This is a genomic window from Streptomyces sp. B1I3, from assembly GCF_030816615.1.
Lineage (GTDB): Bacteria > Actinomycetota > Actinomycetes > Streptomycetales > Streptomycetaceae > Streptomyces.
In genome coordinates, this window is the sequence record NZ_JAUSYD010000001.1 from 5,609,896 (window position 1) to 5,622,718 (window position 12,823).

Annotated in this window: 11 protein-coding genes; 7 read left to right on the plus strand and 4 right to left on the minus strand. The window is 69.2% G+C overall.

The window, feature by feature from the left end; translation table 11 throughout:
- Positions 1-15: 15 nt before the first annotated feature.
- The 3 genes from QFZ58_RS25505 to QFZ58_RS25515 all read right to left on the minus strand — a co-directional run bounded on the left by QFZ58_RS25505 (position 16) and on the right by QFZ58_RS25515 (position 3,176).
- The gene (locus QFZ58_RS25505) at positions 16-954 is read right to left on the minus strand and encodes a DUF4429 domain-containing protein (protein ID WP_307127224.1); all 939 of its coding nucleotides are present in this window, start codon (positions 952-954) and stop codon (positions 16-18) included.
- A gap of 98 nt (positions 955-1,052) precedes the next feature.
- A complete protein-coding gene (locus QFZ58_RS25510) occupies positions 1,053-2,273 on the minus strand; it encodes an alpha/beta hydrolase (protein ID WP_307127225.1) in 1,221 nt (406 codons plus the stop codon).
- Between the two features lie 234 nt (positions 2,274-2,507).
- Positions 2,508-3,176 carry a TetR/AcrR family transcriptional regulator gene (locus tag QFZ58_RS25515; protein WP_307127226.1) on the minus strand — a complete coding sequence of 223 codons (669 nt, stop codon included), beginning with the start codon at positions 3,174-3,176 and terminating at the stop codon, positions 2,508-2,510.
- Positions 3,177-3,292: 116 nt separating this feature from the next.
- On the opposite strand from QFZ58_RS25515, the gene QFZ58_RS25520 reads away from it, so the two are divergent.
- Positions 3,293-4,903, plus strand: coding sequence for an MFS transporter (locus tag QFZ58_RS25520; RefSeq protein ID WP_307127227.1), 1,611 nt, complete (start codon positions 3,293-3,295; stop codon positions 4,901-4,903).
- A 209-nt stretch (positions 4,904-5,112) separates the two neighbouring features.
- Positions 5,113-5,541 carry a peptidase inhibitor family I36 protein gene (locus QFZ58_RS25525; protein ID WP_307127228.1) on the plus strand — a complete coding sequence of 143 codons (429 nt, stop codon included), beginning with the start codon at positions 5,113-5,115 and terminating at the stop codon, positions 5,539-5,541.
- Between the two features lie 68 nt (positions 5,542-5,609).
- Here the strand turns inward: QFZ58_RS25525 and aceE are convergent, their stop codons facing one another.
- Positions 5,610-8,342, minus strand: coding sequence for a pyruvate dehydrogenase (acetyl-transferring), homodimeric type (gene aceE, locus QFZ58_RS25530; protein WP_307127229.1), 2,733 nt, complete (start codon positions 8,340-8,342; stop codon positions 5,610-5,612).
- A 479-nt stretch (positions 8,343-8,821) separates the two neighbouring features.
- Here aceE and QFZ58_RS25535 point away from each other — a divergent pair, with 479 nt between their 5' ends.
- The 5 genes from QFZ58_RS25535 (at position 8,822) to QFZ58_RS25555 (ending at position 12,745) form a co-directional block, all read left to right on the plus strand.
- Positions 8,822-9,259, plus strand: a complete 438-nt coding sequence (locus QFZ58_RS25535) for a DUF3052 domain-containing protein (RefSeq protein ID WP_056784969.1) — start codon at positions 8,822-8,824, stop codon at positions 9,257-9,259.
- Between the two features lie 176 nt (positions 9,260-9,435).
- Positions 9,436-9,894 carry a peroxiredoxin gene (locus tag QFZ58_RS25540; protein WP_307127230.1) on the plus strand — a complete coding sequence of 153 codons (459 nt, stop codon included), beginning with the start codon at positions 9,436-9,438 and terminating at the stop codon, positions 9,892-9,894.
- Positions 9,895-10,247: 353 nt separating this feature from the next.
- Positions 10,248-10,823 (plus strand): TerD family protein, encoded by a 576-nt coding sequence (locus QFZ58_RS25545; protein WP_124276684.1) that lies wholly within the window; start codon positions 10,248-10,250, stop codon positions 10,821-10,823.
- Positions 10,824-10,947: 124 nt separating this feature from the next.
- Positions 10,948-11,523: a TerD family protein gene (locus QFZ58_RS25550; protein WP_307127231.1), complete on the plus strand. Its 576-nt coding sequence runs from the start codon at positions 10,948-10,950 to the stop codon at positions 11,521-11,523.
- Between the two features lie 70 nt (positions 11,524-11,593).
- Positions 11,594-12,745 carry a DUF475 domain-containing protein gene (locus QFZ58_RS25555; RefSeq protein ID WP_307127232.1) on the plus strand — a complete coding sequence of 384 codons (1,152 nt, stop codon included), beginning with the start codon at positions 11,594-11,596 and terminating at the stop codon, positions 12,743-12,745.
- Positions 12,746-12,823 lie beyond the last annotated feature (78 nt).

A 12,823-nucleotide genomic window follows, 5' to 3' on the forward strand; every position in this document is an offset into this window, starting at 1 on the left:
CCGGGCCGGGAGGGCCTACAGCTCCGCGAGGAGCTGGGCCTTCTTGGCGCTGTACTCGTCGTCCGTCACCAGGCCGGCCTCGTGCAGTTCCCCCAGGTGCCGTATGCGCTCGGCGATGTCCGCCGGATGAGGGCGCTGGCCACCGACGGTGACGGGCGCCGCCGGGACCGGTGCCGGCTGGGTCCTGCGTACCGCTGCCAGCACGGCGGCGGCGAAGGGGAGCGACTCGTGCACCGGCCCGTAGCCCACGCCGAACACGACGGCGGCGGGGTCCTGGTCCGCCTTGGCGGCCGGGTTCGGGCCGGCCGGCGCCGCGTCCGCCCCCGGTATGCGGCCGGGAGCTCCCGGGCCGTCGGGGCCGTGCTCCGTCGCCGCGCCGCGGGGCACGAGCCGCAGATAGCCTTCGAACGCCTCGGGCGAGCGCCACTCGACCCCGCCGAGCTCCGTCACGGGGAACGTCTGGTCACCCGCCTTCCACTTGGCGCTGGACGCACCCGTGCGGAACCACCGGAAGGAGACCCGGGCCCCGTCGAAGGCGGCCCGGCCGTCGTACGCCTTGAACTGCAGCGGCGCGTCGGGAGCCGTGACCAGGAACCGGTCGGCAGGCAGGGAGGCGTCCGGCTCCAGCAGGGCCCGCAGCTCGGCCGCGTAGTAATCGGCGAGCGTCTCGCTTTCCGCGGGCAGCACCAGCCGGTAGGGGTCACACCCCTCCTTGAGCTGTCCCGCCGCGGCCTCCAACAGCGGGTCGGCACCGCGCCTCGGCACCGCGTGCAGGACCACCGTGCCCCGCTTGCCCGGGGTCAGCGTCACCGACGACAACGCCGCGTACGGAATGCGGCGCTCACGCAGACTCTGCAAGAGCCTCGGCGAGCGGATCCCCCGTTCGAAGCGGATGAGCACGGAGTCGGTGTCGAACTCCCAGGTGGCTTGAATTCCGGCCAGCACATCACCCATGTGCCTCATCGTATGCGGCTCGGGCCCGCACGTCCCCCCTCGGTCACCGGCAATCCCGGCACGACCGTCCACCGTTCTCTACGCGCGTCGGCCTGTCCCTACGCGTGTCCCAAGATCGGTGCGCCGGAGGTCCGGCGGTGACACGCGGGGTCGGCGCCCGCGCAGCTGACCGCGTCGTACGCCCCCACGCCGATGGCCGCGAAGTTGCTGAGACTTCGGGTTCCCGGCTCGAAATAGCCGCTGTGGCCGATGGCGCCGGCGGCCGACACGATGCGGGCACCGAACCCCGGATCGACCGGGTCGGCCCCGTGGCCGAGCCCTCCGACCGCCATGTTCGGCACGTCCTTGATCCAGTCGTCGCCGTCCCGCATCGCCCACACCCGGGCCCGGGTGTGCAGTGCGCCCACGCTGTCCGCCCGCATCCCGGGACTTCCCGCGACCGCGATGTCGGACACCCGGGACGGCAGCTCACGTGCGGCGAGGCCGCACAGCACGGAGCCGTAGCTGTGGCAGAACAGCGAGACGGCCGAGGTGCCCGGCAGGGCGGCCACGAGTGCGTTCAGCCGCCCCGCCCCGACCGCCGCCAGTCTTCCCAGCGCGGCGTCCATCCCGATCCCGGCGGGCGCCGTGTAGTCCGCCCACGCGATGACCGCCGTACGCGCACCGGGGCGGGTGGAGCGTTCGGCGCCGTACAGCGACTGCGCCATGCCGACGGGCGCCGCGTTCTGCTTGTGGCCGGTGCGCTCCAGCGTCAGCAGATTCGTGTCGACCCCGGGGACGACGACCGAGACCCGCTCGGCCCGGTCCAGGTCGCCGAAGACCTCGGCCGCGCGACCCCGGCCGGCCGGGTCGAAGGAGAGGATCTGCCGGTCGCCGGCGAGCAGCGACCTGAAGCGTTCAACCCGGCGCAGGGCCTGACCGCGGCCGTCGGGTGAGAGTCCCGCGTCCCGCGTCCGCCGCAGCTCCTCGGCCTTCGCCCGCAGCAGTGCCTTCCGGTTGGCCCGGTAGCGAAGGGTGACGGGGGCGCCGTTCATGTTGCCCACCACCAGCGGGTACCTGTCGGTCAGCGCTACCTGCTGGCCCGTCGTGAGCGTCGCGAAGAAGTGGGCGAGGCGGTAGGCGGGCGCGTCCGCGTCGGGGAGTGCGTGACCGGCTATCCGGTCCCTCGCCCAGGAAGCGAGCGCGGTCTCGCGCGGTCCGGACGCGTGCTGATGACGCACGGCGGTCCACCCGGTGGTCGCCAGCATCACGAACACGACCGCGACGGCGAGCAGCGCGCGCCAGGCGGTGAGCGTGGGGGAGGAGTCGAAGGAGGTCACTGCGCCCCACCCTAGGAGACGTGCGGGAGCGGTCGTCGCAGGGGTGACACAGATCACCCGACCGCGGGGATTCGACGTCGCATTGTCACACCGTGTGTACGGCGCGCCCACAACGCGCTGCCCCGGCGCCCCGGCATGCGCCCGGATCCCGCTACGGCGCCCGACGGAAGCCGCGGCCTTGTGAGTTCGGCCATGACGACGCGCCGAGGCGTACGGCACAGTTGTGCGGTTCGCCTAAGCGGCGCGCCAGTTGCCCGACAGCGCAGGTCCGAGGTGGTCCAGGTGGAGTTCGGTCAACTGGCGGAGCGCGTCGACACCGCCGTCCTGCCGCCGGCCCCAGAGCTGTCCGGTCAGCCGCATCACCCCGGAGAACGCGGCGACGGCCACCCTGGGGCGCGGATCGGTCTCCGGGTCCAGCCCCTCACGCTCCGCGATCAGCCGGGCGGTCTGCACCTCGAGGTCGACACTGCGCCGCAGGTGCGCGGCGAGCAGCGCGGGCGTCGATTCGATCATCCGGTAGGTACGCATCTGGAGTTCGACCGTGACGTCCCCTTCGACGGCCTCGGCGATGCTGTTCCAGGCGTTCAGCGCGGCCCGGCGCAGTGCCTCGAACGGGGCCTCGCCGGCGGGACGTTGACGCAACTCCGTGAGGAAGCGCGCCTCCACCGACTCCTGGACGGCGAAGGCGGCCGCCTCCTTGTTCGCGAAGTGGCGGAAGAAGGTGCGCTGGGAGACCTCGACGGCCTCGGCGATCTCGTCGACCGTGGTCCGCTCGTACCCCTGGGCGGCGAAGAGTTCGAGAGCGGCGTGCAACAGGGCCTCGCGCGTGCGCTGTTTCTTGCGTTCACGCAATCCGGTCGGAGTCCCGGACGGGAGCACCCCGGAAGTCTGCCTGCGCGTCACGTACCGGACCTCTTTCTGCCGCTTTGACCGGCTCAGCCTACCTGTGAGCTACGTGACAGTTACTGTCATGTGAATTGGTTTGTTAACTGTCAGTGGCTGACACTAATCTCCTGCGCATGACTAGTCAGACCACTGTCGAGAAGGCGCCGCGGGAGCCCGAAGACACCCGTGTTCCCGCACCGGCGAAAGGGCTGCGCGGCCATCCCTGGCTGACGCTGTTCGCGGTCGCCATCGGCGTGATGATGGTGGCGCTCGACGGCACGATCGTCGCGATCGCCAACCCCGCCATCCAGCAGGACCTCAAGGCCTCGCTCGCCGACGTCCAGTGGATAACCAACGGCTACATGCTGGCCCTCGCGGTCTCCCTGATCACCGCGGGAAAGCTCGGTGACCGCTTCGGCCACCGTCAGACCTTCCTGGTGGGCATCGCGGGATTCGCCGCCGCGTCGGCGGCCATCGGCCTCTCCGACAGCGTGACCCTGGTGATCGTCTTCCGCGTGCTCCAGGGCCTCTTCGGCGCCCTGCTGATGCCGGCGGCGCTCGGTCTGCTGCGCGCCACCTTCCCCGCCGAGAAGCTGAACATGGCCATCGGCATCTGGGGCATGGTGATCGGCGCGTCGACCGCGGGCGGTCCCATCCTCGGCGGCGTGCTCGTCGAGCACGTCAGCTGGCAGTCCGTCTTCTTCATCAACGTGCCGGTCGGCGTGATCGCGCTCGTCTTCGGTCTGGTGATCCTCAGGGACCACCGCGCCGAGAACGCGCCGAAGTCGTTCGACATCGGCGGGATCATGCTGCTGTCGCAGGCGATGTTCTGTCTGATCTGGTCGCTGATCAAGGGCTCCGAGTGGGGCTGGGGCGACCCCAAGACCCTCGGATTCCTCGGCGCCGCCGTGGTCCTGTTCTTCGTGTTCGCGCTCTCCCAGAAGAACGTCCGCGAGCCGCTGATCCCGCTGGCCATGTTCCGCTCCGTGCCGCTCTCGGCCGGGGTGGTCCTCATGGTGCTGATGGCGTTCGCCTTCATGGGCGGCCTGTTCTTCGTCACCTTCTACCTCCAGAACGTCCACGGCATGAGCCCGGTCGACAGCGGTCTGCACCTGCTCCCGCTCACCGGCATGATGATCGTCGGCTCGCCGCTCGCCGGCGCCGCGATCACCAAGTTCGGTCCCCGGGTCCCGCTGGTCGGCGGCATGGTGTCCGTCGCGATCGCCATGTTCGGCATGTCGCAGCTGACCATCGGCACGGGCACACTCACCATGTCGCTCTGGTTCGCGCTGCTCGGCCTCGGTCTGGCACCGGTCATGGTCGGCGCCACCGAGGTCATCGTGGGCAACGCCCCGATGGAGCTCTCCGGTGTCGCGGGCGGGCTGCAGCAGGCCGCGATGCAGGTCGGTGGCAGCCTCGGCACGGCTGTCCTGGGCGCCGTCATGGCCGCCCAGGTCGACGCGAAGCTCGACGACAACTGGAAGGCGGCGGAGCTTCCGCCGGTGGACGCGGCCCAGCTGGAACAGGCGTCCTCGGCCATCAAGGTCGGTATGCCGCCGGTGGCACCCGGTACGCCGCCGGAGGTCGCGGCGAAGATCGCGGGCGTCGCCCATGACACGTTCGTGTCGGGGATGAGCTCCGCGTTCATGGTCGCCGGAATCGTCGCGGTGGTCGCGGCCCTGGTCGCCATGCTCACCAAGCGCGGCGTGAACGCCGAGGCAGGCATGGGGGCCGGCCACATCTGACCGCCCCGGGCTCCCGCGCGTACGCCCGGCGCGCAGCCGGCGCGTCACGCCGCGGAAGCGTCAACACAGCGCATCCGACAGCCCCGCCGGGCAGGACCGGCGGGGCTGTCGCCTATCAGGGTGGTCCGCTGCCCCGCCCCTTCCCGGTGCACCGGTCCGCAGGTCAGAGTGCGGACATCGATGCACTCGACCACGGGGGTTGATCCACCATGCGCACGACCGTTCTCGCCGCCACCCTGGCGGCCACCGCACTCGTCCCGGCCACCGCCCTGGCCGGCACCGCGCCCGAGGCGCACCACGGGCCCGCCGCCGGGCAGGAACACTCCCGCAGCGCCCCGCGCACCGCTCCCGCGGGGCTCGCGCCGTGCGGGTCCGGGCAGCTCTGCCTGTGGGCGGAGCCAGGCTTCACGGGCGCCGTGCAGACCCATGAGCTGTCCACCGTCGACATCGAGAGCTGCGTACCGCTGGCGTCCGGCGGCACCGCACAGGCCCTCGTCAACCGCACCGGCCGGCCCGTCACCACCTTCCAGTCGGCCGAATGCGCCGAGACCGGCGAATTCGAGACGTACCCGGGCGGCGGCACCTGGGTCCCCCGCTCCCCGTACACGGTGCGGGCCTTCAAGATCTGGGAGAGCTGAGCGGCCCGGGAGACACCGAAGGGCGGCGGGACCCATGAGGCCCGCCGCCCTTCGTGGACACCGCGTCGTTACGCGTCGCCACCGGCCGGGCCGGGGTCGGCCGCGGCCACGTCCAGGAGCGCGTACCGGTCGACGGCCGTCTTCAGCGCCGAACGGTCGATCTTGCCCTCCTTGCCGAGCTCGGTGAGCACCGCGAGCACGATCGACTGCGCGTCGATGTGGAAGAAGCGGCGGGCCGCCCCCCGGGTGTCGGCGAAGCCGAAGCCGTCCGCGCCCAGCGACTGGTAGGCGCCGGGCACCCAGCGCGCGATCTGGTCGGGCACCGCACGCATCCAGTCCGAGACCGCCACGAAGGGACCCTCGCTGCCGGAGAGCTTCCGCGTCACGTACGGGACACGCTGCTCCTCCTCCGGGTGGAGCAGGTTGTACCGCTCCACGTCCACGGCCTCGCGGCGCAGCTCGTTCCAGGAGGTCGCCGACCAGACGTCCGCCTTCACGTCCCACTCGTCGGCGAGGATCCGCTGCGCCTCGACCGCCCACGGGACCGCCACGCCGGACGCCATGATCTGGGCCGGGATCCGGCCCTTCTCGCCGGCGCGGTAGCGGTGCACGCCCGCGAGGATGCCCTCGACGTCCACGTCGGCGGGCTCGGCCGGATGCTGGATCGGCTCGTTGTAGACGGTGAGGTAGTAGAAGACGTCCTCACTGTCCTCGCCGTACATCCTGCGCAGACCGTCCTTGACGATGTGCGCGATCTCGTACCCGAACGCCGGGTCGTAGGAGACACAGGCCGGGTTCGTGGAAGCGAGCAGCTGCGAGTGGCCGTCCGCGTGCTGGAGACCCTCGCCGGTCAGCGTCGTACGGCCGGCGGTCGCCCCCAGCACGAAGCCGCGCGACAGCTGGTCGGCCATCTGCCAGAACTGGTCACCGGTGCGCTGGAAACCGAACATCGAGTAGAAGACGTACACCGGGATCAGCGGCTCGCCGTGCGTGGCGTACGCGGAACCCGCGGCGATCAGCGAGGCCGTGCAGCCCGCCTCGGAGATGCCGTCGTGCAGCATCTGCCCGGTCGGCGACTCCTTGTACGCGAGGAGCAGCTCGCGGTCCACCGACTCGTACTGCTGACCCAGCGGGTTGTAGATCTTCGCGCTCGGGAAGAACGCGTCCATGCCGAAGGTGCGGTACTCGTCGGGCGCGATCAGCACGAAGCGCTTGCCGATCTCCTTGTCCCGCATGAGGTCCTTCAGGACACGGACGAACGCCATGGTGGTGGCGATCGACTGCTGTCCGGAGCCCTTCTTCGCGGTCGCGTACGCCTTCTCGTCGGGGAGGGGCAGCGGCTTCGCCCGCACGACGCGCGTCGGGACGTAGCCGCCCAGCCCCTTGCGCCGGTCGTGCATGTACTGGATCTCCTCCGAGTCGCGGCCCGGGTGGTAGTACGGCGGGTTGCCGTCCTCCAGCTGGTTGTCGGAGATCGGGAGGTGCAGCCGGTCGCGGAAGCGCTTGAGGTCCTCCGCCGTCAGCTTCTTCATCTGATGGGTCGCGTTGCGGCCCTCGAAGTTCGGGCCGAGCGTCCAGCCCTTGACCGTCTGCGCCAGGATGACGGTCGGCTGGCCCTTGTGGGCCTTGGCCGCCGCGTACGCCGCGTAGACCTTCCGGTGGTCGTGACCGCCGCGGCCCAGGTGCAGGATCTGCTGGTCGGACATGTCCTTGACCATGTCGCGCAGCCGCGGGTCGTCGCCGAAGAAGTGCTCGCGGATGTACGCGCCGGTCTCGGTCGCGTACGTCTGGAACTGGCCGTCCGGGGTGGTGTTCAGCTTGTTGACCAGGATGCCCGTGCGGTCCTGGGCGAGCAGCGGGTCCCAGGTGCGGTCCCAGACCAGTTTGATGACGTTCCAGCCGGCGCCCCGGAACTGCGACTCCAGCTCCTGAATGATCTTGCCGTTGCCGCGCACCGGGCCGTCCAGGCGCTGCAGGTTGCAGTTGACCACGAAGGTGAGGTTGTCCAGACCCTCACGGGCGGCGATGGAGAGCTGGCCGAGCGACTCCGGCTCGTCCATCTCGCCGTCGCCCAGATAGGCCCAGACGTGCGACTCGGAGGTGTCGGCGATACCGCGCGCCTGCATGTAGCGGTTCATCCGCGCCTGGTAGATCGCGCCGAGCGGGCCCAGGCCCATCGACACCGTCGGGAACTCCCAGAAGTCCGGCATCGACCGGGGGTGCGGGTAGCTGGACAGGGCGTTCGGCGCCTTCGACTTCTCCTGCCGGAAGCCGTCGAGCTGCGCCTCGCTCAGCCGGTCGAGCAGGAAGGCGCGGGCGTAGATGCCGGGGGACGCGTGTCCCTGGAAGAAGATCTGGTCGCCGCCGCGGCCGTCGTCCTTGCCGCGGAAGAAGTGGTTGAAGCCCACGTCGTACAGCGAGGCGGAGGACGCGAAGGTGGCGATGTGCCCGCCGACGCCGATCCCGGGCCGCTGGGCGCGCGAGACCATCACCGCCGCGTTCCAGCGGGTCGCGTTGAGGATCTTGCGCTCGATCTCCTCGTCGCCGGGGAAGAACGGCTCGTCCTTCGTGGCGATCGTGTTCACGTAGTCCGTGCTGCGCATCTCCGGCACGGCGACGCGCTTCTCGCGCGCACGCTCGATGAGCCGGAGCATCAGATAGCGGGCCCGCTCACGGCCTCGCTCGTCCACGGCCGCGTCGAGGGAGTCGAGCCATTCCTGGGTCTCTTCCGGGTCGAAGTCCGGGACCTGGCTGGGAAGGCCGCCAATGATGATCGGGGTGCGATCGGATCCGGAAGCCACGCTGTTCCTTCGCTGGTCGGTGATGCCCTTCGGGCCTGATTCGGGGGGCCTGCCCCCGGAAGGCTGGTGTACGCCGCCTCCATCGTGTACCGCGAGGGCTTCGACGTCATCTCTACTGTGGGGTAACCACACGGTTCACGGACGCCGATGCGGGCACGAATCAACAGCAACGTGACGGCGCCCCGGCCCAAACCGCAACCATACGCCCAACCCGGCCATGCGTTCCCAAAGGCTGTTCGACTCCGAATGGCGGACCGAAACGGCATAAGCTGAGGAAGGACGTAAAGGGTCCGGACACCGTGCCGGGCCCCGCAGGAGACGTGCCGGAGCTTGCGGCGACGTGGCAGGGAACGTCACCGTATAGGCGGTCTCGGACGCCGGGTACTTGCGCGATTCGCCGAGCCCGTGTGGACTACGGCCAACGCCCCGCGCACGCGCGTGGCTGAAGCATTTTCCGAAACATGATCAGGAGGCAACCCGTGAGCGCGACCGCGGACCACGCGGAGGAACGGACCAACACGGCCGCAAGGCTTGGGTTCGAGCCCGGACAGGTGGTCCAGGAGATCGGCTACGACGACGACGTCGAGCAGGAGCTCCGTGAGGGCATTGAGGCCACAATCGGCCAGGAACTCGTCGACGAGGACTACGACGACGTCGCTGACGTCGTCCTGCTCTGGTTCCGCGACGAGGACGGCGACCTTACGGACGCGCTGGTGGATGCCATTGGTCTGATCGAGGACGGTGGGGCGGTCTGGCTGCTGACGCCCAAGACCGGCCGCGACGGATACGTCGAACCGAGCGACATCAACGAGGCTGCCCAGACCGCTGGTCTCGCCCAGACCAAGAGCATCAGCGCGGGCAAGGACTGGACGGGCAGCCGTCTGGTCACTCCCAAGGGGGCCAAGGCCAAGCGCTGAACGATTCACATCACCGAAGGCCCCTGACGGCAACACGCCGCCGGGGGCCTTCGTACGTCCGCGAGGGCGCCCGCGCGGTACCTCCGGGAACCCGCCGGCGGGCGCTGCGTAGGGTGGGTGCGACCCGGCCGGATCGGCCCGGGGAAGTGGTGACGTTTGCGAAAGGACGCGTTCTCATGGCGATCGAGGTAGACACGCCGGCTCCGGATTTCGAACTGAAGGACAACCACGGACGCACCGTGAAGCTCTCCGACTTCCGCGGTGAGAAGAACGTGGTGCTGCTCTTCTACCCGTTCGCCTTCACCGGTGTCTGCACCGGTGAACTCTGCGCGCTCCGTGACGAGCTGCCGCGGTTCGAGAACGACGACACCCAGCTGCTCGCCGTCTCCAACGACTCCATCCACACCCTGCGCGTCTTCGCCGAGCAGGAGGGCCTGGAGTACCCGCTGCTCTCGGACTTCTGGCCGCACGGCGAGGTGTCACGGGCGTACGGCGTCTTCGACGAGGAGAAGGGCTGCGCGGTGCGCGGCACCTTCATCATCGACAAGAAGGGCGTGGTGCGCTGGAGCGTCGTCAACGGCCTGCCGGACGCGCGTGACCTGAACGACTACGTCAAGGCGCTCGACTCGCTCTGACCGGGACTTCCGGGCGGGCAGCCGGGGGTTTCCGGAAGCGGTGGTACGGGGTTCTCCCGTAAGTGGCCGTCCGGGGATCTCCGGGTGCCGGGCGGATCCGCGGAAGCCGTTCGGATCCGCGGAGGCGGACGGACCTCGGAAGCCGGACAGGAACGGATCTCGGAAGCCGGACAGGAATCCCCGGCGGCCGTACGGGGACCGCGGGAGGCCGGATGGCGGGGTTCTCCCGGCGGCACCCGGCCAAAAGCCTGTTTTGGCCGGGAACCGGTCACTAGGATCGAATCGTTGATCCGATGCCACGCACGACGGGGGCGCTGGTGTCTGCCGGCCCTCTCAACACTTTTGGAGGACTCGTGGGAGTCAGCCTCAGCAAGGGCGGCAACGTCTCGCTGACCAAGGCCGCGCCGAACCTGACCGCGGTCATCGTCGGTCTGGGCTGGGATGCCCGTACCACCACCGGTGGTGACTTCGACCTCGACGCCAGCGCTCTGCTGACGAACGCCGAGGGCAAGGTCGGCAGCGACGGGAATTTCGTCTTCTTCAACAACCTCAAGAGCCCCGACGGCTCGGTCGAGCACACCGGTGACAACCTCACCGGTGAGGGCGAGGGCGACGACGAGGTCATCAAGGTCAACCTGGCCGGTGTGCCGGCCGACGTCGACAAGATCGTCTTCCCGGTTTCGATCTACGAGGCCGAGAGCCGCCAGCAGAGCTTCGGCCAGGTGCGCAACGCGTACATCCGCGTGGTGAACCAGGCGGACAACAGCGAGCTCGCGCGCTACGACCTGAGCGAGGACGCCTCGACGGAGACCGCCATGGTCTTCGGCGAGCTGTACCGCAACGGCGCGGAGTGGAAGTTCCGTGCCATCGGCCAGGGGTACGCCTCGGGTCTGCGCGGCATCGCGCAGGACTTCGGCGTCAACGTCTGAGCCGCACGGGGGCCGTGCGGTCGACCGCATGACGGCCCCGGCTCCACCGCGCCCGGCGCCGCACGATGTGCGGCGCCGGTCGCGCACGCTCGACGAACGTCCATCGAATCGGGGAGGACACACCATGGGCGTCACGCTCGCCAAGGGAGGCAACGTCTCCCTCTCCAAGGCCGCACCCAATCTCACCCAGGTGCTGGTCGGGCTCGGCTGGGACGCACGATCCACGACGGGAGCCGACTTCGACCTCGACGCCAGCGCGCTGCTGTGCCAGTCGGGCCGGGTGCTCGGTGACGAATGGTTCGTGTTCTACAACAACCTCACGAGCCCCGACGGCTCCGTCGAACACACCGGCGACAACCTCACCGGTGAGGGTGAGGGAGACGACGAGTCGGTCATCGTGAACCTCGCCCAGGTGCCGGCGCACTGCGACAAGATCCTCTTCCCGGTCTCGATCCATGAAGCCGACAACCGCGGGCAAACCTTCGGCCAGGTCAGCAACGCCTTCATCCGCGTGGTGAACCAGGCGGACGGCCAGGAGCTCGCGCGCTACGACCTCAGTGAGGACGCTTCCACGGAGACGGCGATGATCTTCGGTGAGCTCTACCGGTACGGCGGGGAGTGGAAGTTCCGTGCAGTCGGGCAGGGGTATGCGTCGGGACTCCGGGGCATCGCTCTAGACTTCGGGGTCAACGTTTCGTAAAGCCGCGCACGGCGCGGGGGAGCCCCGTACTCACCGGGGGAGACCCGTTACTTACACGATGGGGTAGCCAGTGCTTCTGAAAACCTTCGGCTGGTCGTTCGCGATTACCGCGCTCGGCCTGGTCGCAGCGGTGTTCTACGGGGGGTGGCAGGCATTCGGCATCGTAGCGATCCTGTCGGTCCTGGAGATCTCGCTGTCCTTCGACAACGCGGTGATCAACGCCGGAATCCTGAAGAAGATGAGTGCCTTCTGGCAGAAGATCTTCCTCACCGTCGGTGTGCTCATCGCGGTCTTCGGCATGCGGCTGGTCTTCCCCGTCGTGATCGTGGCCATCAGCGCCAAACTCGGACCCATCGAGGCCGTCGATCTCTCCTTCAACGACCCCGAGCGGTACAAGGAACTGGTGACGGACGCCCACCCGTCCATCGCCGCCTTCGGTGGGATGTTCCTGCTCATGATCTTCCTCGACTTCATCTTCGAGGACCGTGACATCCAGTGGCTGCGCTGGATCGAGCGCCCGCTCGCCAAGCTCGGCAAGGTCGACATGCTGTCGGTCTGCGTCGCGCTGGTCGTGCTGCTGATCGCGGCCCTCACGTTCGCGACCCACGCGCACCAGCACGGTGGCGGTCACGCCGACAAGGGGGAGACCGTCCTGCTGTCGGGAATCGCCGGTCTGATCACGTACCTCGTCGTCGGCGGTCTCTCCGGATTCTTCGAGAACAAGCTCGAGGAGGAGGAGGAGCGTGAGCACGAGGCCGAGGAAGAGGCCAGGAAGGCCGGTAAGTCGGTCTCCTCGGTCGTCCTCGCGGGCAAGGCCGCCTTCTTCATGTTCCTCTACCTCGAGGTCCTCGACGCGTCCTTCTCGTTCGACGGCGTCATCGGCGCCTTCGCCATCACCAACGAGATCGTGCTGATGGCCCTCGGCCTCGGCATCGGTGCCATGTACGTCCGTTCGCTCACCGTGTACCTCGTCCGCCAGGGCACGCTGGACGACTACGTCTACCTGGAGCACGGCGCGCACTACGCGATCGGCGCCCTGTCGATCATCCTGCTCGTCACCATCCAGTACGAGATCAACGAGCTCATCACCGGCTCCGTCGGGGTCATTCTGATCGCCTGGTCCTTCTGGTCCTCGGTGCGGCGCAACAAGGCGATCGCCGCGGCCGGTGGCGACGGCGGCGACAGCTCCGATTCCAAGGCGGAAGTCCCTTCCGGGGTGTGACACGGTAGGGATTGAGGAACGCTCTCTCTGCGGGGCGGCCCACGACGGCGGTTCTCCGGGAAGCCCCGGGCCCGGCCC